The organism is Glutamicibacter sp. GQ173 (assembly GCF_059759215.1).
In genome coordinates this window covers 75,903-97,305 of sequence record NZ_JCAXDT010000006.1, presented here as the reverse complement: position 1 = coordinate 97,305, position 21,403 = coordinate 75,903, and the positions used below count along the sequence as shown (strand labels likewise).

Sequence of the window (21,403 nt, the reverse complement as noted above, 5' to 3'; positions counted from 1 at the left end):
GGTGGGTAAACAGCTTCATTTTTGACAGTAGTGGCACCCGTCACACTTGTCCAGAGTTCAACTTGGCAATCGTAAGGAGACGATGGTGATGGCGAGCAGGTATCAACCCCTCAACGAACCAACTGACCGCGAACGCGCCAAGGCAGAACGGCGTGACGCGCTGTTACGGGAAGCCACCCGGCTCTTCGCGCTCCACGGCTATGCAGGGGTATCTCTGGAAGATCTCGGCGCTGCCTGCGGCATATCCGGTCCAGCGGTCTACCGCCACTTTGCAGGCAAGCAGGCAGTGCTTATCGCTTTGCTGGTTGACATGTCCAAGGACATCTATGCCGGTGGCCAGAAGGCCTCCGAAGCCGGCGGGTCACCGCTTGACGTCCTCTCGCGCCTGGTTGATTTCCACACCGACTTTTCGCTTTCGCGCCCGGACATCCTGCAGGTTCAAGACCGCGATCTAAAGTCGCTGCCTAAAGCCGAATTGTCATTGGTCCGTAAACTACAGAACTCCTACATCGAGTTATGGACCAATGAACTGGCGAAATTGCATCCCACCGGCGGCAAGCAGTCCCACCGTTTCCGGGCCCACGCAGTCTTCGGCTTGCTCAACTCAACCGCTCACTCGGCGCACTCGCCCAGAACAAAAAAATCAGGCTTGAAACCACTATTGTCCAATATGGCACTTGCCGCGTTGACTTCCCCGGTAGTGTAGATCCCAAGCCATTGTTCCGCAGCGTTCCGAAACCGGCATGCTGACCCACCCGATTGAAAGGCCTTTATCGTGCAGCTACGTGAAGTCCGCCCTTCCGACTTGGACTCATTCTTTGCTCACCAGCAAGAACCCGAGGCGAACCTCATGGCCGCTTATCAGGCGCGTAACCCAGCCGACCGCGCGGTATTCGACCACCACTGGAACTCGATCTTGAACGATCCAACTGTTCTGGTTCGCACCATCGAGCACGAAGGCGACGTGGTTGGTTCCATCTTGGTATTTGACGGTGAAACCCCAGAGATCAATTTCTGGACTTCCACCAAGTACTGGGGCAAGGGAATTACCACCAGCGCCGTAGATGCCTTCCTGGCCGAGTACACCAAGCGCCCGCTGACGGCACACGTTGTCCAGGACAATCTGGGATCCATCAAGGTCCTGGAGCGCCGCGGATTCAAGACCATCGGCACCGAGCAGATCTTCTCAAACGCCCGCGCAGAAGTAGTGACCGAAAACGTAATGCAGCTGGACTAGGGAACGCACGCTCTATTCAGCCTTAGACCGCAGGAGCTGGCCCGTGAGGGCCAGCTCCTGCGGTCGTTTCCCCGTGGTTATTGCCGTGGTCCGTAATACCCCTTGCCGCGGTCAATATGTTCACGTGCTTTGCGCAATGCTTTCGACGTTTCTGGATCACGGCTTTCCAACTCGTCGGCCTTTCGATCGAGTCCCCTGAATGCGCCGATGATAAAAGGAAACGCGCACAGCACAATCAACGCTGCGACGATGAAAATGGAAGCTAAATCCATAAGATCTCCCGGAGAGTGAGTGCGGTCCAAGGCAAAACTACTCAAGAAACAGGCAAGGAGCCAGAAATAATCCCGGCTCCTTGCTTGTATGCACGTAGTTACTTGCTGTTATTCAGCAAGCGCCATGCTTCGCGGCGTTCGGCCTGTTTATGTGGATCAGGCACCGGAGCGGCGGCAAGCAGTCGCTTGGTGTAGTCATGGGATGGCGCATGGAGGACGGTCTCAACCATTCCCTGTTCCACGGCCTTTCCAGATTGCATCACGACTATGGCATCAGCCAGCATGTCCACCACGGCCAAGTCGTGGCTGACAAACAGGCAAGCAAAATTAAAGTCTCGTTGCAGATCCTGAAGCATTTCCAGCACCAATGCCTGTACCGAAACATCCAACGCGCTGGTTGGCTCGTCAGCAATCAGCAATTCTGGATTCAAGGTCAACGCGCGGGCAATGCACACACGCTGACGCTGGCCCCCGGAAAGTTCGTGCGGGTAGCGATTGATGACGTTGCGAGGCAGCTTGACCGCATCGAGCAATTCCTCAGCACGCTTGATGCGAGATGCCTTAGTGCCCACCTTGTGCACCACCATTGGCTCGATGATGCATTCGCCAATCGGGAAGCGGGGGTTGAGCGAAGCAGCGGGGTCTTGGAAGATGACGCCGATCGATTTACGTACTGCGCGTGCCTGCTTGGGAGACAACTTAGGCAGGTTCTGCCCCTTGACCGCCAAAGTCCCTTCAGCCACCGGCAACAGGCCGAGTACAGCCTTGGCGATGGTTGACTTGCCCGAGCCCGATTCACCGACAATACCCAGAACTTCGCCCTTGGCAACATCGAAGCTCACGTTCTCCACGGCGCGGAAAACTGTTCCGCGCATGTCATATTCCAGCACCAGGTTCTTGGCTTCCAGCACCAGTTCGCGTCCGGCCGGTGCCGTCGCCGTGCTGTGCGGAGCATGCTCGGTGATATCAATAGGAGCCGATAAGCGCGGTACGGCAGCCAGCAGCCGCTGTGTGTATTCATGCTGCGGGTGCAACAAGACCTGGTCCACGGTCCCGGTCTCCACTAGGTTCCCCTGGAACATCACGGCGACTTCATCGGCCATGTCAGCAACTACGCCCATATTGTGAGTAATTAGCAGGATGCCGGTATTCAGCCGGTCCTTCAATTCACGCAGCAGATCCAGTATCTCGGCCTGCACTGTCACGTCCAGTGCAGTAGTGGGCTCATCGGCGATGATGACCTTCGGGTCGCAGGAGATGGCCATGGCGATCACGATGCGCTGGCGCTGGCCGCCGGAGAACTGGTGCGGATACTGCTTGATCCGCTTGGCAGCTTCGGGAATGCCCACCATATTCAGGAGCTCAATTGCCCGGTCGGTAGCTTCTTTGCCGTAGGCAATGTCATGGAGTTCCAACGCCTCGGTGAGCTGGCGTTCAATAGTCAGTACCGGGTTCAGCGCGGTCATCGGTTCCTGGAATACCATCGCGATGTCGGTGGCGCGCATCTTGCGGATCTTGCCTTCATCCAGTCCGACCACGTTGATATTTCCGACCTTGGCGGAGCCTGCGATGGTTGCATTATCAGGGAGCAGCCCCATGGCGGCCGTGGAGGTCACGGACTTGCCGGAACCGGACTCACCGACCAATGCGACCACCTGGCCGGGACGCACAGTCAGGGACAGGCCTTTGACTGCGTGAACATCGGGACCGGAAGTTTCAAAGGTGACGTTGAGGTTTTCGAAGCTCAGTGCGTAGCCTTCTGAGCCCTGGTTTTCTGTTGGTGCTACGTGGCTCATGGCTTCTCCTTGCGAGTTGGCAGGGCAAATAATCCGGCGCGACGGCGGCGCTTCTTGCCCAGCTGACGAGGGTCAAAGGCATCGCGCAGGCCATCGCCTAGGAAGTTGACGGCCAAGGCGATCATCACAATGATCATGCCCGGCCACCAGAATAGCCATGGACGAGTGGTAAAGGCGTTCTGGTACTGGCTAATCAGCAAGCCTAGCGAGGACTCTGGAGCCTTGACCCCGAAGCCGAGGTAGGACAGTGAGGATTCGAGAAGAATGGCACCGGCAATGGCAAAGGTCGCGTTGACCACGATCACGCCCATGGTGTTTGGAATTAGGTGCTTGAAGATGACGCGGCTGGTTTTTGAGCCCATGGCCTGTGCGGCAGCGACATACTCACGTTCGCGCAGGCTGAGGATTTCACCACGCACCAGACGAGCCAAACCGGTCCACGTCACCAGTCCAAGGACCAGAGCCAGGGTGATGATCGATCCAGTGGAAGCACCGGCAATCTTTCCAAGCACTGCGGCAAGCACCAGCAGCGGGATCACGATGAACAGGTCGGTGATGCGCATTAGAACTTCATCAACCCAGCCACGGAAGTAGCCTGCCACAGCGCCGATGATCGAGCCCAGCACGGTTGATACCACACCCACGACAACACCGATAATGATGGACTTTTGAGTGCCGTTCATAACGAGGGCAAAATAGTCCTTGCCCACGGAGTCTTGGCCAAAGGGGTGCTCACCCCATCGAATGCCTTCTCCCCCAAGCCAGGTTGGAACCAGGCTCAAGGTCGGCTTGCCGCCGTTGACGACAAGTCCAGCTTCATAGAAGGACTGATGCCACCAACCCGGCAGTGGGCCCCAACCGATGGAGCTGAAAGCAAAGAAGGTAATGAGAGCCAGAATGACGGCTGAAACCATCGCCGGCTTGTGGCCCATGAATCGTTCAAGAACGATGCGGCCCTGGCTCTTGGAGGTCTCGTCTGCCCGAGCCAGCTTGGCATCTTCCACCTCGGCGACCGAGGTCAGATTCTCCGGAAGTTGCTCATTAGGATTTTTGTTCGTGGTGCTCATCGATATTCCTTAGGGTTGCAGACATGAATGTTTTGCATTGCTTCATGCCTCCTAAACACGGATACGCGGGTCAAGCATGGCGTAGACGATATCCGCCAGCAGATTGAACAGAATTGCAGCACTGCCGGTCACGAGGAAGAACGCCATAACTGGCGCCGGGTCGACATGATCCAGACCGGTTGAGAACATTTCGCCCATGCCTTTCCACCCGAAGACGCGTTCGGTGATTACCGCACCGCCAATCAGGCCGGCGAAGTCGAAGGCGGCGATGGTGGCGATAGGAATCATCGCGTTTCGGAAAGCGTGACGGAAAATCACGGTGCGTTCGGACAGTCCCTTGGAGCGAGCCGTACGAATGTAGTCCTGGCGCTGCACTTCGAGCATCGAGGAACGGGTGTAGCGGGAGTAGCTGGCCAGAGAAATGACGGCCAAGATGATAGTCGGCATTAACAGCTGGGTGGCATTGTCCAGGAAGTGATCCCAGAAGCCACCTTCAAAGTTTGCCGTAGAAGAGCCAATCGTGGCTATTGGGCGTCCTTTGAGATCGAGGAATCCAGGCCATGCTCGGAACAAGTGGTCCATTACGGTCAGCATTGCACCGATGACTGCGGTGAGGATGGATACCATCATGGCGGCCTTTCGCAGGCGGCCTCCCATAAACCGTCCAACCGCACCGGGGATGACCACAGCGAGGATCAAGCCGATCAATAGCACCCAGGCGTTCGGGGTCGCAAGCATCCAGAACGTTGCGTAATACGCAGCCAGGACCAGGGCGACGGAAATCAGTGCCGGATAAAGCACTCGTTTTTCCTTCAGGCCTACGCTCATGGCGGTGGCGCTCAAAGCAACCAAAGCGGTCAGTATGACGATCACCGCTGGCCCCATTTGTGGGAAACGATAGAAGTTCAGCCATACGCTGTACTGCAAAAGGAGCGGGATGAAGATGGCAGCGATGACAAAGGTCAGCAGGCGGCGCTTGGCCGAGCCGCCAAGGAACATCTGCAGGAGCACAGCAATAACGAGGCCAATAACGATGGATGTCCCCACCGATATCTGCGGATCAGCCAACCAGTCGTTGTAGCTGATAGCAAGGTATTCCTTGAGCAATACTGCTGCCCAGAAAACCGGAAGCGAGAAAAACAGGAAGGTCATGAACGTGATCAGGTAATCCAGGCCCGAATACTGGCGGATCGCGGTGAGCACACCAATGGCAATACCCAAGATCGCTGCAATGACGGTCGCCAGCACCACGAGGCGCAGTGTGGAAGAGGCCGCGTTGGCGAGCAATCCGGAAACCTCAACACCGTTGATGTTCTGGCCGAGGTCGCATTGGCCGATAAAGCACTTGCTCACACCGGTCAGCCAATCCCAATACCGCCCATACCACGGTTGATCCAGGTTCATATACTGGGTGCGCTGGGCCATCAGGTACTCTCGGTTATCCGCGTTACTTTCGCGAAGGTCCTTGAGCGGGTCGCCAGCATTGATCACCAGCACGTAAAGCAAGAGCGAGGCAGCTAACAGTACGGCGAGTGCCGATCCCAGTCTCTTAGCAATAAATTTCCACACGGTTCTTATGTCCTACTTTCATCTCACGGTTGCGAGCAGGCCCTGTTGATTCGGGGCCAATGAACACACTGCGGGGCCCGACTTTTGATCGGGCCCCGCAAGTGATCACTCACGTTGAGCAACTTTTTCGCCTAGGGGCGATTACTCGGCACGTGCCCACTGCTCTGCGTTCCAGACGATCTGGTCCTGCGTTGCGGTGTGGCGGACATTTTCAATATCTGAACCCGAAGCGCTCAAGCCCGGGTGTGCGAAGACTGGAATGCCAAAGAGGTCATCCCACAGCAGCTTCTCGATCTTCTTGGTCTGCTCTGCGTGGACTGCTGGATCCAGCGAGTTAGTCAAGGTGTCCCAGGCAGCGTCGACTTCCTTGTTCGAGTACTTGCCGTAGTTCTGCGGCTTACCTGTTCCGTAGATGTTCTCTCCGGAGCTGATCTGACCCGAACCGGCCCATGCGAACAGTGCTACTTCGTAGTCACCACGAGCCTGGGTTCCATTTGGTGCAAAGAAGTCAGGTGAGCCTGCATCCTTCACCTTGAATCCGGCTTCATCACAAGAGGACTTGATGGCTGCAACTTCGTTGGCACGGCGTTCGTTCGGTGCCGAGTAGCCAATGCGGATCTCGGTGCCGACGGCATCCTGCTCTTCGAGGATCTTTTTGGCGCCATCGATGTCGACCTGGTCGTAACGGCCGTCATAGGCCGAATCAACGACTTCCTGGTAGTTGTCCTGGAACGGGAAGACTTCGCGGGCATTCATCACGATGGCGTCCGGGTTCAGCGGCTTAATCAGGTTGTCAACGATCTGCTGTCGAGGAACACACATGGCGAAGGCCTTGCGCAGTTCCAGGTTGGTCATCTCGTTGCCCTTGATGAAGTTGAAGTCAAGGTGCTCCCACGTCAGGGTGTCGCCCTTCTGGATGTTGATGGCCGAACCCAAGTTCTCCAGCTGGGCCAAGGTATCTACCGTTGGCTGCGGGTTAATAACGTCAACGTCCTTGTTCTGCAAGGCCTGGACCATGCCTGCATCTTCGAGGAATCGGAAAGTCAATTCCTTGGTTGCAGGAGGGGTGCCATAGTAGTTTTCGTTGGCTACCAGAGTCACCGATTCGCCGGCCTTCCAGCTGCCCAACTTGTAGGGGCCGGAAACTGGACTGATCTTCTCATCTGGAAGCTTGCCCGGATCTGTCATCCAGCCTTCGTTCCAGAACTTTGCTGCCTTCTTGAGCTTGTCGGAATCGCCGTCGCGTACAGCCTTGACGAATTCCTCGGTGCTCAGGCCGCCTTCCTTGGCGACAACGTGAGCGGGCTGCAGCATCCATGACTGCAATGCCCAGTCGGGGTCCGACTCAGCGAATTCAACTGTGAATTCCTTGCCATCCCAATCGCCCTGCGGGCCCTTTGGAACTGTGTCGCCCAAGTCAACGGATACGGAGTTGAACAGCGGCTTGTCTTTGGAACCTTCATTGAGGTTCAGGTTCTGGGCTGCCCATGCCAGAACCGAATCAGCGACGGTGATTGGCGTTCCGTCCGACCATTTGGCGTCCTCATTGATCGTGTACTTGATCGTCAGCGGGTCTTCACTGACCTTTTCGTAGCTGCCCAAAGCTTCGTTCTGGTACAGGGTGCCGTCGGTGCCGAAGTAGCTAAAGCCAGCGAACATGCGGTCCACAATGGCCGAGTTGTACGTGGAGTAGGTGTTTGGAGTGAAGCCGTTGTAGCTGATGAATTCCGGTGCGCCAACGGTCACATTAATGGTGCCGTCCTTGGTGGTGACGTCGCCGAGATCAGCCTTGCCGCTGTTGACTGCTTCAGCTGAACCGTTGCTCGATCCTTCGCTTTGCGAAGAATTGCTGTCGGAATTGCTTCCACCTGGGGCACATGCAGACAGTGCCAATGCCAGGGCAGCGCCCGCAACTACTGCTTTCGAAACGCGCTGAAACCGCATTTCGCCTCCTTGAGATCGTGATGATACGAGTTGTGAATCGGTGTGATTCCTTGTGGACCAAATCACATGACCGATCCATTGAGGAATACACTAACCCGAATTTTCTGGCTTGGATAGAGAAAGACTCGTTTCACATCTCCCCGATCGAACTGTTCTTGAGAGCCATTTGCAACGAGCTTGTTACCGACGAGTTGATGCGGCGCACGCCACATCCGCGAGATTTCAAGGGTTTCTTTCAGATTGGGAAAAATCAATCAGAACGCGCGCGTTACGACTATGTTTCAAGGATGGTTTTATAACAGTTTTGCAACGTTTGCTTCAGTTTGAAAAAATCTGAAATATTCGTTGAATATGACGAAGCCTGAAGCTCCCGAAAACGAAAATGGGCCGTCGAAACCTTCCGGTTTCGACGGCCCATCACGGCGTTCTCCGCATCTGGCTAGATCAGTGAAGCACCTGGAATCGCACCCAGCAGGTTGCGGGTGTATTCGCTCTTGGGAGCATTGAAAATCTCATCGGCAGTTCCCTGCTCGACGATCTTGCCGTGTTCCATCACGCAGACGTTGTCTGCAATCTGCCGAACCACTGCCAGGTCGTGGGTGATGAACAAGTAGGTCAGTCCCATATCCCGTTGCAGTTCATCCAGAAGCTCCAGGACCTGCGCCTGGACCAAGACGTCCAAAGCAGATACCGCCTCGTCGCAGACGATCATCTCAGGCTGCAAAGCCAGTGCACGGGCGATAGCAATACGCTGGCGCTGGCCACCCGAGAGCTCATTCGGGAATCTGTGCATGGTCGAAGCCGGCATGGAGACCTGCTCCAGCAATTCCTTGACCTTTTTCTGGCGCGACGCGCTGTTGCCAATCCCGTGAATGCGCAATGGCTCTTCGATAGTTCGATAAATAGAATACATCGGATCTAGCGAACCATAAGGATCCTGGAAAATCGGCTGCACGCGGCGACGGTACTTGAACAATTTCCTCTCGCTCAAATTCCCGATCTGTTCGCCGTCGAATACGATCTCACCCTCGGTCTTGTCCAAGAGATTCAGCACCATCTGGGCGATGGTGGACTTGCCGGAACCGGATTCGCCCACCACTGCCGTGGTGGTGCCCTTCGGAATTTCGAAGGATACGTTGTCCACCGCGGTGAACTGTTCCTTCTTGCCGAAGCCCTTGCGGATGTCATAGACCTTGGTCAGGTTGCTGACCTTCAGCAGTGGCTCGGCCTTGCCCGGAACGATTTCGTCAACAATGGCCTCATGCTTGTCGCCTCGCTGTGCAGACAAGGATGGAGCAGAGCTGATCAGCCGCTTGGTGTATGGGTGCTGCGGGTTGCGCAGGATGTCCAGCGCCGGGCCGTATTCAACGACTCGGCCCTTGTACATCACCACAACTTTTTCCGCGCGCTCGGCGGCCAAACCGAGGTCGTGGGTGATCAACAGGACGGCGGTGCCCAGCTCGGTGGTCATCGTATCCAGATGATCCAGAATCTGCTGCTGGACGGTGACGTCCAGGGCGCTGGTGGGCTCATCGGCAATCAGCAGGCGCGGACGGCATGCCAGACCGATAGCAATCAGTGCACGCTGGCGCATGCCGCCCGAGAACTCGTGCGGGTATTGTCCTGCGCGAACCTCCGGGTTGGGCAAGCCTGCATCAGCCAGCACCTGGGCTACGCGTTCCTTCGGGTTGTCCCCCGCAAGGCCGTTGGCCTTCAGCGTTTCCTTGACCTGGAAGCCAATCTTCCACACCGGGTTCAAGTTGGACATTGGATCCTGGGGAACCATGCCAATGTGATTGCCACGTAGCTCAACGAAGCGCTTTTCGCTGGCGTGCGAAATGTCTTCGCCATCGAACAAGATCTGGCCGGAGGAAACCGAGCCGTTGCCGGCCAGCAGACCGATAGCGGCCAGTGCCGAGGTTGACTTGCCGGAACCGGACTCACCCACAATAGCCACGGTCTCCCCTGGCATCACGGTGAAGTTTGCATCCCGCACAGCGTGTACTGGTCCGTCAGGAGTGGAGAAGGTAATCGCCAAGTCCTTGATTTCCAGCAACGGCTTTGGTGTTGCAGTTTCAGTCATCGTCTAGGCTCCCTTCCGGGCCTTGGGATCCAGCGCGTCTCGCACTGCATCGCCGAGCATGATGAAGCTCAAGACTGTCACCGATAGGAACAGTGCAGGCCACATCAGCATCATCGGGTTGTTGCGAAGCTGCTGCTGGGCAGTCGAGATGTCGTTGCCCCAGCTCATGATTTCAGGCGGCAAACCGACACCAAGGAAGGACAGCGTCGCTTCGGCAACGATATACACGCCAAGGTTCACGGTAGCGACGACGATGATTGGCGCCAGCGAGTTGGGAATGACGTGCTTGACCAGCGAATTGAACTTGGACAGCCCCAAAGCACGCGATGCTTTCACATAATCGGCGTTTCGCGCTTCGATCACAGCACCACGGGTAATTCGAGCAAGCTGCGGCCAGCCGAAAATCGCCAGCGTGACAATGACGGTCCATACGCTTCGGTTATCGCGGAAGGCAGGAAGCTGCATCACGATGATGGCACCGAGGATCAGTGGCAGCGCGAAGAAGATATCGCCCAAACGTGCCAGAACGGCATCAATCCATCCGCCGTAGAAGCCTGCCAGTGCACCCAGCGCACCGCCGACGATGACAACGATCAGGGTGGTGAAGACGCCGACCAGCAGCGATGCGCGCGTGCCGTAGATGACGCGTGAATAGATATCGCAGCCTTGGAGGTTGAAACCCATGATATGGCCAGCACGGCCAGGCTCATTCGAGTTTTCCAGAGCGCAATAGGTTGGGTCCTGCGAGCTGAATAGCTGCGGGAACGCCGCAACGACAATGATCGCAAGAATCAGAATCGCGGAAATAATGAACAGGGGCTGCTTGCGCAGTGAACGCCAAGCCTCTGCCCACATGGACAGCGGCTTGCCGGTTTCCTTGACGGAGTCGACGGCCTGCAATGGCGTCTCGTCCAAGGGAGCGACAAAATGCTCGATCTTGTACTTGGAAACTTTGCCGGCGCGGACCTTGCTGATGGGCAGTCCGTCTTCCGGATTAAAATTCTGGTTCTCAGGCATAACGGATCCTTGGGTCAAGCAGTGCGTACAGCATATCCACGATCAGGTTGGCGACGACGAAGACGATCACCAGCACACCGACGATGGCGACAACGGTCGGGGTTTCGCCCTTCTGAATTGCCGAGTACAGCAAGTGTCCAACACCGGGCACGTTGAAGATGCCTTCGGTGACAATTGCGCCACCCATCAGCGAGCCGAGGTCCGCTCCGAGGAATGTCACCACAGGAATCAGCGAGTTGCGAAGGATGTGCACGGTGACTACGCGATTGCGGCTCAAGCCCTTGGCAGTGGCAGTGCGCACGAAGTCCGCGGACTTGTTTTCGATCACCGAGGTCCGAGTCAAGCGGACCACGTAGGCCAGCGAAACCAGGCCTAGCACGAGGGCCGGCAAGAAGAGTTCGCCCCAGGTTGCCGCGCCGGAAACAGTGGGCTTGGCCCATTCGAGTTTCACGCCAACGACGAACTGCAGAACGAAGCCGAGCACGAAGGTTGGCACAGCGATCACGATCAGCGAAGCGACCAGAATGGTCGAGTCGAACCACTTGCCCTTGCGCATGCCCGCGATGACACCGAAGATGATGCCGAAAATGCCTTCAATCAGCAGGGCCAGAATCGCAAGGCGTGCGGTGACTGGGAAGGCGCGGCCCAGCAGGGCGCTGACTTCCTGACCTGAGAACGAGGTTCCAAGATCGAAGGTCACCAGGTTCTTCAAGTACAGGCCATACTGAACCCAGAATGGCTTGTCCAAATTGTATTGGGCTTCGAGGGCTGCACGAGTCGCATCGGACATCGGCTTGCCACCGGAAAGCGCGGCGATAGGATCACCGGGCGTGGCAAAAACCAGGAAGTACACCAGCAGTGTTGCACCGATAAATACCGGGATCAGCTGGGCAATTCTCTTGAGCATGAAACTTAACATGCGTGCACCTCACCTCGAGATGCTGGACGGCACTTGGCCATTATTTCCCTCTTCCCGTCGATAAGTATCTCGACGTTTATTTTTGGGAGGCAGATCAAACATGCCAAAGGGAGACCCTTTGTACCTTGGGTCTCCCTTGACATGCCTTTCAGCCAATTTCGGACTTGAACAGTCCGAATGCTGAAATTACTTACTTACCAGTGATTTCGTTGTACATTGGAACGCCGTTCCAACCAAACTCGACATCGGCGACGTTCTCGCTCCAACCACCCTGAACAGCTTGGTACCACAGTGGGATGGCAGGAAGATCCTTGAACAGGATCTCCTGGGATTCGTTGAAGATCTTTGCACCTTCAGCTGGGTCGGTTGCAGCAAGCCCCTTGGCCAGCGACTCGTCAAATTCCTTGCTGGAGTACTTGCCGTCGTTCGAACCTGCACCTGTGCCAAACAGTGGGCCCAGGAAGTTGTAGAGCGATGGGTAGTCAGCCTGCCAGCCCGTGCGGAAGCCACCGGTCATGGTGTAGGCAGTAACCTTTGCGCGCAGTTCCTTGAAGGAGCTGAATGACTTCGCGGTGGCATTGATGCCGAGGTTGTTCTTCAGCTGGTTGACAATTGCCTCAACGAATTCCTTGTTGCCGGCGCCATCAACGTTGTAGCCGATGGAGAATTCCTTGTCAGCGTCCCACTTATTGATCTTGTCGGCGTCAGCCCAGAGCTTCTTGGCTTCGGCATCATCGAATTCGAGAACCTCGCTGCCAGGCAGCTTGTCATCGTAGCCTTCGAGCACTGGAGCGGTGAAGTCCTTGGCGATAACCTTGCCGCCCTGGTACACCTTGTCGATGATCAGCTGGCGGTCAATAGCACGCGAGATCGCTGCACGACGGAGGTTGCCCTCTTCGTCCTGCTTGAAGTGATCCAAGTAGCCGGGAATGGTGATGGTCGCGTTACCAGCGTATGGCGAGTTGACCGAGCGGTCGCCCAGGTCAGACTGGTAGGAAGCCAGCTGGCTCGGTGGAATCTGGTCCAGCACATCCAGGTTGCCGGAAACCAGGTCCTGGTAAGCCGAGTCGGTGGACTGGTAGACCTTGAAGTCGATGCCGCCGTTGGCAGCCTTGCGTGGGCCGTCGTACTTCTCGTTGACGTCCATCTTCAAGTTGACGTCGTGGTTCCACTCGGTCAGCTTGTACGGACCGTTGCCAACTGGCTTTTCGCCGAAGGCCTTGGGATCCTCGAACGCTGCCTCTGGCAATGGCATGAAGGCGGTGTAGCCCAGACGCAGCGGGAAGTCGGATTCCGGCTGGGAAAGCTCGACGGTGAAGGTAGTGTCGTCGACAACCTTCAGGCCTTCCATCTTGTCTTCCTTGGACTTCTCGGCGTTGACCTTGTCGAAGCCCTTAATGGACTCGAAGAAGTAGGAGTTCAACTGAGCGTTCTTGGCTGCGGCACCGAAGTTCCAGGCATCCACGAACGAAGCAGCAGTTACTGGGGAACCATCGGAGAAAGTCTGGCCCGACTTGATCTTGATGGTGTAGTTCTGGGAATCCGTGGTCTCAATGGACTCTGCGAGTTCATTGACCGGAGCACCCTTTGCGTCATAGCTGACCAAGCCCGTGAAGAGCAGGTCCATAACGCGACCGCCACCAACTTCGTTGGTGTTGGCCGGCAGTAGGCCGTTTTGTGGTTCGGTGGTGTTTGCGGTGACGACGTACGAGCCGTCTGCTTCGCCGCCTGCGGATTCAGTCGAACCGCCGCCACAAGCCGACAGGGTCAGTGCCAAGGCTGCTGATAGAACGACAGCCTTAGATGCGTGCGAGTATCGCATCCTATTTCTCCTCAACATAAGGTTGCTGCTTCTGCATTTCGCAGAGCCGTGCAGGCAAGCGTGAGCTGTAGCACGTAGTGAATGAGATTACATCAAATATTGCGAAACAACCAATGAATATTCATGAAAGCAATGCTTGAAATCCATTTTGTCATTCGTTCAAAATTATTTTGAGCTAGTCAAAATCTCTAGATTCTCAAATAAAAATATTCATCAATCCTGGGTCCTCCAAAACCGAACCGACACCTGCGAGGAACTCGCTTGCTTCCTTGCCGTCAACGACTCTGTGATCAAATGACAAAGCCAAAGTCATGGTATGGCGAAGGGCTACTTCGTCCTGGTACCCCCAAGGGCGCCGCTTCACCTGGCCCAAGGCTAGGATCCCGGCCTGCCCGGGCGGCAGGATCGGCGTTCCAGCATCCACGCCAAAAACGCCGACGTTCGTGATTGAGAAGGTGCCGCCCGACAACTGAGCTGGAGCAAGAGTTCCGCCACGCCCCTGGACAATAATCCCGCTCAACGCCGTGGCCAACTGGGGCAGCGGCAAATCCTGGGCATTCTTCACCACGGGCACTAGCAGACCCCGCTCAGTAGCTACTGCCATTCCCAGATTCACCGAACCGAATTCTATAATTTCGTCGGCTTTCTCGTCCCACGTCGAATTCAACGCTGGATAGGTACGCAACAAGCGGGTCACGACCAAGGCAGCCAGCGTCGTGATATTCAGCTTGATGTCCTTCAACAGAGGATGGGAACGCAAGCGCTCAACCAGGGCCATCGATTCCGTGACATCCACGGTCAAAAATTCGGTGGCATGCGGGGCGGTAAACGCCGACTGCACCATCGCCTTGGCTGTGGCGCGACGCACCGCAGTGATCTTTACATGCCTGTCCCCTAGGCCGCCCGGCTGGACCGGCGCAACAAGAGCGGCAGGTGATGCAGTGGCCCTTGGCCCATTCTCGGCATCAATCGCTTGCTGGACATCGCGGCGAAGCACTAGCCCATCTTCGCCACTGCCGGTGAGCATCGAAATATCCACACCGTGATCACGGGCGAGCTTGCGAACCGGCGGAGTGCATCGAGTCACCGCCCGACGCTGGTCTTCATGGCGCTCGGCCACAGCTGCACCCGAGGTGCGCGCCGAGCGGGACTTGCGCTGGGGCCGGACACCCGTTGCCGCCGGCGCGCCATAGCCTACAAGGGTCGGCGTGCGCTCCCCCACGCTGGGCTGTGGTTCTGGATCTTTTCCTTGTGCTGGTTCGTCATCTCCAAAGGTGACGAGCGGGCCGCCAACCTGGACGACCTGGCCTTGGGCAGCATGAATCTGCTGGACTACCCCGGCAAAAGGTGAAGGCAGTTCAACTACAGCCTTGGCTGTCTCCACCTCGGCGATCACCTGGTTCAGCGCCACGTGCTCGCCGACCTTGATTTTCCAGTTCAAAACCTCGGATTCGGTCAATCCCTCGCCGAGATCCGGAAGCTTAAAGGTCTGATCCGTCATCACTGGGCAGCTCCTTTGCTTGCCTCTTGGTGTCTCATCACGGTATCCACCGCGTGCAGAACTCGATCTATATCGGGCAAATGGTGACTTTCAAGCCGCGACGGTGGATAGGGAACATCAAACCCTGTCACGCGCAACGGCGCATGCTCCAAGTAATCGAAGCAGCGCTCGGTAGTCTCGGCACAAATTTCTGCACCCAAACCACTGGTGCGACTGGCCTCATGGACCACAACCAGCTTCCCAGTGCGCTGCACCGACTGCGCCACGGTGTCGATATCCAATGGGTCCAAGCTGCGCAGATCAATAATCTCCAAGCTGGTGCCTTCATCTTCTGCAGCCATGGCAGCATCGATCAGGGTGTAGGTTGTTGGCCCATAGCCAACCACGGTGACATCGGTACCGGCGCGGATGATCTTCGCCTTGGGCGACGCATCTGGCTGAACTTCGCCCAGCTCCGCCTCGCTCTTCTCGTGGTATCGACGCTTGGGCTCGAAGAAGATGACCGGATCATCGCAGGTAATTGCCTGGCGAAGCATTACATAGGCATCTTCAACACTGGAGGGAGCAAATACGCGAAGCCCTGCGGTGTGGGCAAAGTAGGCTTCGGGAGATTCCGAATGGTGCTCGGGAGAACCGATGCCGCCACCATAGGGAATACGAACCGTCACCGGCATCTTCACTCGCCCGCGAGAACGGTAATGCAACTTCGCCAGCTGCGAGACCAGCTGGTCAAAAGCAGGATAGGTGAATCCATCAAATTGGATCTCCACCACCGGGCGGTATCCGCGGTAGGCCAATCCGATGGCGGTACCGACAATTCCGGATTCGGCCAAGGGGGTGTCAACCACTCGGTGTTCGCCGAATTCGGCCTTGAGCCCATCGGTCACGCGGAAGACTCCGCCTAGTGTTCCGATATCCTCACCGAGCAGGATGACCTTATCGTCCTCACTGAGCGCATCATGCAGTGACTTATTCAGTGCCTTGAGCATGGTGGTGGCCATAGTTATTCGCCACCTTCAAAGTCAGCCAAATAGTTCAAGTAGGTTTTCGCAGCCCGTTCGGTCGGTTCATGCGGTTGGGCATAAACATTGGAAAATAGTTCTTCCACCTTGGGGTCTTCCATCGTGGTGATTGCCGCACGTAGCTTGGCAGCCATATCATCGGCGGCATTCTGGGCGCGCTGTTCATAGGACTGAACATCGGCACCCATTTCGTGCAGGTACTTGACCAGGCGGTCGATAGGGTCCTTGGCTTTCCACTCTTCGAGCTGCTCGGCCCTGCGGTAGCGGGTGGGGTCATCGGCGGTAGTGTGCGAACCCATGCGGTAGGTGACTGCTTCGATGAACGTCGGACCCAGACCATGGCGGGCGTGGGCCAGGGCCGCCTTGGTTGCCGCGTATACGGCAAGGATGTCGTTGCCATCCACTCGCCAGGTTTTCAAGCCGAAGCCATGGGCCCGGTCAGCAATATGGGTGCGGCTTTGCAGGGCGACCGGCTCGGAGATGGCCCACTGATTGTTCTGACAGAAGAACAACACTGGCGCTTGATAACTAGCCGCAAAAACCATGGCTTCACTCACGTCGCCCTGGCTGGTGGCACCATCGCCAAAGTACGCCACGGAGACTTGCTCGCCTCCATCGAATTTGATGCCCATGCCATAACCGGCGGCATGCAAGGCCTGCGAACCGATGACAATTTGCTGGCAGGCGATGTTGACTTCATTCGGGTCCCAGCCGCTGGCTTGGGCTCCACGCCAGACGCTGAGCAGGTCTTCGGCCTTTACTCCCCTAGCCCAAGCCACTCCGTGTTCGCGGTAGGAAGGGAAGATGAAATCGTCGTTTTCAGTGGCTCGTACCGAGCCAATTTGCGCAGCCTCTTGGCCAAGCAACGGAGCCCAGAGGCCTAGTTGCCCTTGGCGCTGCAAGGCGGTGGCCTCATTGTCCATGCGCCGAAGCACCACCATATCGCGCAGAAAATCTGCAAGGTCCGCTTCCTTGAGGTCCTTGAGATGGTGGTCAAGTTCTTCGTCCGGAATTCGTTTCCCGTCGACGTTCAGCAGCTGATGCGTTGGTAGGCTTCCAGCGGCTACGTCCATGTGCTGTGTGGACACGATCGGCATCCTTACTCTCACGTAGTCTGTTGCAGAATTCTTCGTCGAACCCCGCTTAATGTGATGCTACTCACGCAACACAAGACGCACAATGGTGATTCAAAAATTAGCGCAAAACGCCCTATTTATCCTATTGTTCCAGTGCTAACGTGCTCATTATGCACCTCTTGGACATCACAGATCGGCGAATCCTGCTAGCCATGGCCAGCGCCAAAAAACGCACCGGCTCGGCCATCGCCACGGCCCTGAACCTGGGGCGCAATACGGTGCAATCGCGGATGACCCGATTGGAAAATGAAATCCTGGAATCCCCGGACCGCCGGATTCCGCCAGCCGCCCTGGGCTACGGATTGCTGTCATTTATCGAGCTTCACGTTGACCAGCGATACCTCGAAGAAATCTCGGCCAAGCTGGCCACCATCCCCGAAGTCCTCGAAGCCCACGGGCTGACCGGCAATGCCGATATCCTGGTGCGCGTGGCCGCCAAGGATGCCGAACAGCTCTTCAGGGTCCACGGCCAGCTCTTGCATATCGATGGGGTGAACCGCGCGGATTCAGCGCTGTCCATGGCGCAGCTGGTCCCCTACCGGACCACCGCCCTGCTGCGGCATTCGCTGAAATCCCCCGCACAGTAAAAGCCAATGGCAAGGCCCTGTGGACCAATGGTAGTTGATCCCCAGGGCCTTGCCCCTTCAGTTCTTGCCTGCCGCCCCCTAGTGGTCGACGGCCTTTTCCGCACCGACTCCGGTCAGCGAGCGGACTTCCATTTCTGCCTGCTTGGCTGGATCCTCGGTGCCCTGATCGGTCACCGAACCCAACCAGCCCAGGAAGAAGGCCAGCGGAATCGAAACGATGCCCGGGTTGGCCAGCGGGAAGATCGACATGTCGATGCTCGGGATCATCGCGGTCTCCGATCCGGAGAACACCGGCGAGAAGATGATCAGCAGCAGCGCGGAGCCCAAACCGCCGTACATCGACCAGACAGCACCGCGGGTCTTGAAGCCCTTCCAGAACAGCGAGTACAGGATGGTTGGCAGGTTGGCCGAGGCGGCGACCGCGAAGGCCAGCGCCACCAGGAAGGCCACATTCTGGCCCTGGGCTCCGATGCCGCCGGCGATGGCGAAGACGCCGATCACCAGCACGGTGCGCCGGGCCACCTTCATTTCCTTCTCCGGGGTGGACTTGCCCTTGGCGATCACCGAAGCGTACACGTCGTGGGCGAAGGATGCAGCCGCGGTGATGGTCAGGCCGGCGACCACCGCGAGGATGGTTGCAAAGGCCACCGCCGAAATCAGCCCCAGCAGCACGGTGCCACCCAATTCGTAGGCCAGCAGCGGGGCAGCCGAGTTCACCCCGCCGGGAGCTGCCTTGATCCGGTCAGGGCCAATCAGTGCGCCGGCACCGAAGCCCAGGACCAGGGTGAACAGGTAGAAGGCCCCGATCAGCCAGATCGCCCAGACTACCGACTTGCGGGCTTCCTTGGCGGTGGGCACCGTGTAGAAGCGCATCAGCACGTGGGGCAGGCCAGCGGTACCCAGCACCAGGGCCAGGGCCAGCGAAATGAAGTCCAGCTTGGAGGTTTCGGACTTGCCGTACTGCAGACCTGGATTCAGGATCTCGGGGTTGCCAGCCACCTCGGCGGCCTTGCCCAGCAGTTCGGAGAAGTTGAAGCCGAAGATCGCCAGGGTCCAGATGGTCATGATCAGCGCGCCGGCGATCAGCAGGCAAGCCTTGATGATCTGCACCCAGGTGGTACCCTTCATGCCGCCGACCAGCACGTAGAGGATCATCAGGGCGCCGACGATCACGATGACCAGCGACTGGCCGAACTTCTCGTCAATGCCCAGTAGCAGCGAAACCAGCGCGCCGGCACCCGCCATCTGCGCCAGCAGGTAGAACACGCAGACAGCCAGGGTGGAGATGGCCGCGGCAATGCGCACCGGGCGCTGCTTGAGCCGGAAGGAGAGCACGTCGGCCATGGTGAACTTGCCGGTATTGCGCAGCAGCTCGGCGACCAGCAGCAGGGCCACCAGCCAGGCGACCAAGAAGCCAATGGAGTAGAGGAAGCCGTCGTAGCCGTTGATGGCGATGGCACCGACAATGCCGAGGAAGGATGCCGCCGAAAGGTAGTCGCCGGCGATGGCGGTGCCGTTCTGCGTTCCGGTGAAGGAACGGCCACCGGCATAGTAGTCGGCCGCGGTCTTGTTGTTCTTCGAAGCGCGCAGCACGATCACCAGGGTGATGCCCACGAAGGCGATGAAGATGCCGATATTCACCAGCGGGTTGCCGACCTGGGTCGATTCTCCGGCAGTCTGGGCCACAATCGAGAGCTGATCCATTTACTTCACTCCCTTTTGCTCTAGGCGTTCGCGGATGGCGGTGGCCTTCGGATCCAGCTTCTTATTGGAGAAGCTGACGTAGGCTGCGGTAATCAGGAAGGTCGAGACAAACTGCAGCAGCCCAAGGAGGATGCCCATGTTGATATTGCCCAAAACCTTGATCGACATGAAGTCATGGAAGTAGTCGGCCAGCAAAACGTAGGCGAAATACCAGACGAGGAAGAAGATGGCCATCGGGAAAACGAAACTGCGGTGGGTTCTGCGCAGCTCCTGGAATTCCCCGGATTGGCTCTCCGTAACAAAATCGACGTCTTCGGTGACGTCGCGTTCCGGGTTGGCACTCATTGATGCCCTCCTTGAGCGAGTTAATGATGTGATCGAGCACACATCTGTTGCGTGACTAAGTTCACTATTGGCGAAGAATTCTTTCGCGACTAGGGGTATCCGGTGGCTCGTGGCTCAACGGGGCGAATTCTGCGCTCAACGGCGCACTGGGCGGCGTTGAGCGGTCGGCCCGAATCAGGGCCCTAAGATGGGAGCATGTCCCCAGCGCTGCAAGCCACCCTGATCGCGGCCATCGTGGTGCTTGGCATAGCCGTCGTCGGCTATTTCGGTTTCAGGATCTCGCGCTCGACCCGGGAGATGGGCACCGATGCCGAAGAAGCCACCTACAAAACGCTGCACCACATGTCGGTGGCGGTCCCCCACCTGGAGCGCGGGCTCACCGAAGAAGGCGCGGCCAAGAGCGCCAAGGCGCTGCGCCGGCTGCTGAACTGCCAGGTGCTGCTGATCAGCGATACCTCGCGGACCCTGGCCGCAGATGCCGGGATCGAGTTCACCGCGCAGCTCGAAGAGGACGCCTCCGAGGCGTCGGCCAGCACCCTGGCCAGCGGCAAAACCCAGGTCAGGCATTCGGCCGGAATGGATATCGTGGCCGCACCCATCACCGTGGGAGACCAGAGCGTGGGCACCGTGGTGGCCCTGTCCGTAAGGGCCGGGGCGGGCTTTGTCCGCGCGGTGTCCGAGGTGGCGGTTTTTGTCTCCGCGCAGGTCTCCACCGCGCAGCTCGATGAGTCCAAGGCGATGCTGCTCGAAGCCCAGATGCGGGCCCTTCGCGCGCAGATCTCCCCGCACTTCATCTACAACTCGTTGAACGCCATCGCCTCCTTCATCAATACCGACCCGGCCCGCGCCCGCGAATTGGTGATAGAGTTCGCCGATTTCACCCGCTACTCCTTCAGGCGCCGCGGGGAATTCACCACCGTGGCCGAAGAGCTTGAAGCGATCGACCGATACCTGCTGCTGGAGAAGGCCCGCTTCGGCGACCGCATCAAGGTGTCCTTGCAGATTGCGCCCGAGGTGCTGCCGACGCAGATTCCCTTTTTGGCCCTCCAGCCGCTGGTGGAAAATGCGGTGCGCCATGGCCTGGAGGCGCGTCCCGATGGCGGTGTCATCTCGATTACCGCCACCGAGGATGGCCTGCATGCGGTCATTTCGGTGGAGGATGATGGCATGGGCATGGATCCCGAGCAGCTGGCCAGCGTCCTGGCGGGCACAACCACCACCATGCACGTGGGGCTGCGCAATGTCGACCTGCGCCTGCGCCAGCTCTATGGGAACTCCAACGGGCTGGTGATCGAGACCGCTCCGGGGGCCGGAACGCTGGTCACCCTGCGTGTTCCCAAATTCCGCGCGCCAATCACCAGCGGCCCGGATATCTAGAAAAG

18 protein-coding genes are annotated in these 21,403 nt (G+C 57.7%); 4 read left to right on the top strand and 14 right to left on the bottom strand.

The window, feature by feature from the left end:
- Nucleotides 1-88: 88 nt before the first annotated feature.
- Both AC6CHO_RS11075 and AC6CHO_RS11070 read left to right on the top strand, forming a co-directional pair.
- A complete protein-coding gene (locus AC6CHO_RS11075; RefSeq protein WP_444660474.1) occupies nt 89-706 on the top strand; it encodes a TetR/AcrR family transcriptional regulator in 618 nt (205 codons plus the stop codon).
- Between the two features lie 69 nt (nt 707-775).
- Nucleotides 776-1,237 (top strand): GNAT family N-acetyltransferase, encoded by a 462-nt coding sequence (locus AC6CHO_RS11070; protein WP_444660475.1) that lies wholly within the window; start codon nt 776-778, stop codon nt 1,235-1,237.
- A 77-nt stretch (nt 1,238-1,314) separates the two neighbouring features.
- Here the strand turns inward: AC6CHO_RS11070 and AC6CHO_RS11065 are convergent, their stop codons facing one another.
- From AC6CHO_RS11065 to pdhA, 12 genes are all read right to left on the bottom strand, one after another.
- Nucleotides 1,315-1,509, bottom strand: coding sequence for a hypothetical protein (locus AC6CHO_RS11065; protein ID WP_498215045.1), 195 nt, complete (start codon nt 1,507-1,509; stop codon nt 1,315-1,317).
- Nucleotides 1,510-1,607: 98 nt separating this feature from the next.
- Nucleotides 1,608-3,305, bottom strand: a complete 1,698-nt coding sequence (locus AC6CHO_RS11060; protein ID WP_498215044.1) for an ABC transporter ATP-binding protein — start codon at nt 3,303-3,305, stop codon at nt 1,608-1,610.
- Entirely contained in the window at nt 3,302-4,372 is a 1,071-nt protein-coding gene (locus tag AC6CHO_RS11055; RefSeq protein WP_498215043.1) for an ABC transporter permease, read from the bottom strand. Before AC6CHO_RS11055 ends, AC6CHO_RS11060 begins: the two co-directional genes overlap by 4 nt.
- A 51-nt stretch (nt 4,373-4,423) precedes the next feature.
- Nucleotides 4,424-5,941 (bottom strand): ABC transporter permease, encoded by a 1,518-nt coding sequence (locus AC6CHO_RS11050; protein ID WP_498215042.1) that lies wholly within the window; start codon nt 5,939-5,941, stop codon nt 4,424-4,426.
- Nucleotides 5,942-6,082: 141 nt separating this feature from the next.
- A complete protein-coding gene (locus tag AC6CHO_RS11045; RefSeq protein ID WP_498215041.1) occupies nt 6,083-7,885 on the bottom strand; it encodes an ABC transporter family substrate-binding protein in 1,803 nt (600 codons plus the stop codon).
- 439 nt (nt 7,886-8,324) lie between these two features.
- On the bottom strand, nt 8,325-9,968 hold the full coding sequence (locus AC6CHO_RS11040; RefSeq protein WP_498215040.1) for an ABC transporter ATP-binding protein: 1,644 nt from the start codon (nt 9,966-9,968) through the stop codon (nt 8,325-8,327).
- 3 nt (nt 9,969-9,971) lie between these two features.
- Nucleotides 9,972-10,985 carry an ABC transporter permease gene (locus tag AC6CHO_RS11035; RefSeq protein WP_498215039.1) on the bottom strand — a complete coding sequence of 338 codons (1,014 nt, stop codon included), beginning with the start codon at nt 10,983-10,985 and terminating at the stop codon, nt 9,972-9,974.
- Nucleotides 10,978-11,904 (bottom strand): ABC transporter permease, encoded by a 927-nt coding sequence (locus AC6CHO_RS11030; protein WP_498215038.1) that lies wholly within the window; start codon nt 11,902-11,904, stop codon nt 10,978-10,980. Before AC6CHO_RS11030 ends, AC6CHO_RS11035 begins: the two co-directional genes overlap by 8 nt.
- 190 nt (nt 11,905-12,094) lie before the next feature.
- Nucleotides 12,095-13,726, bottom strand: a complete 1,632-nt coding sequence (locus AC6CHO_RS11025) for a peptide ABC transporter substrate-binding protein (protein WP_498215037.1) — start codon at nt 13,724-13,726, stop codon at nt 12,095-12,097.
- A gap of 196 nt (nt 13,727-13,922) precedes the next feature.
- On the bottom strand, nt 13,923-15,227 hold the full coding sequence (locus tag AC6CHO_RS11020; RefSeq protein ID WP_498215036.1) for a dihydrolipoamide acetyltransferase family protein: 1,305 nt from the start codon (nt 15,225-15,227) through the stop codon (nt 13,923-13,925).
- Nucleotides 15,227-16,228, bottom strand: a complete 1,002-nt coding sequence (locus AC6CHO_RS11015; RefSeq protein ID WP_498215035.1) for an alpha-ketoacid dehydrogenase subunit beta — start codon at nt 16,226-16,228, stop codon at nt 15,227-15,229. Before AC6CHO_RS11015 ends, AC6CHO_RS11020 begins: the two co-directional genes overlap by 1 nt.
- Before the next feature lie 2 nt (nt 16,229-16,230).
- Nucleotides 16,231-17,346 carry a pyruvate dehydrogenase (acetyl-transferring) E1 component subunit alpha gene (pdhA, locus tag AC6CHO_RS11010; protein WP_498215034.1) on the bottom strand — a complete coding sequence of 372 codons (1,116 nt, stop codon included), beginning with the start codon at nt 17,344-17,346 and terminating at the stop codon, nt 16,231-16,233.
- Nucleotides 17,347-17,495: 149 nt separating this feature from the next.
- Here pdhA and AC6CHO_RS11005 point away from each other — a divergent pair, with 149 nt between their 5' ends.
- Entirely contained in the window at nt 17,496-17,972 is a 477-nt protein-coding gene (locus tag AC6CHO_RS11005; RefSeq protein ID WP_146278282.1) for an Lrp/AsnC family transcriptional regulator, read from the top strand.
- 78 nt (nt 17,973-18,050) lie between these two features.
- Here the strand turns inward: AC6CHO_RS11005 and AC6CHO_RS11000 are convergent, their stop codons facing one another.
- Both AC6CHO_RS11000 and AC6CHO_RS10995 read right to left on the bottom strand, forming a co-directional pair.
- Entirely contained in the window at nt 18,051-19,676 is a 1,626-nt protein-coding gene (locus tag AC6CHO_RS11000; RefSeq protein ID WP_498215033.1) for a monocarboxylic acid transporter, read from the bottom strand.
- Nucleotides 19,677-20,021, bottom strand: coding sequence for a DUF485 domain-containing protein (locus AC6CHO_RS10995; protein ID WP_060701026.1), 345 nt, complete (start codon nt 20,019-20,021; stop codon nt 19,677-19,679). It abuts the gene before it with no gap.
- A gap of 195 nt (nt 20,022-20,216) precedes the next feature.
- Here AC6CHO_RS10995 and AC6CHO_RS10990 point away from each other — a divergent pair, with 195 nt between their 5' ends.
- Nucleotides 20,217-21,398 carry a sensor histidine kinase gene (locus AC6CHO_RS10990; RefSeq protein ID WP_498215032.1) on the top strand — a complete coding sequence of 394 codons (1,182 nt, stop codon included), beginning with the start codon at nt 20,217-20,219 and terminating at the stop codon, nt 21,396-21,398.
- Nucleotides 21,399-21,403 lie beyond the last annotated feature (5 nt).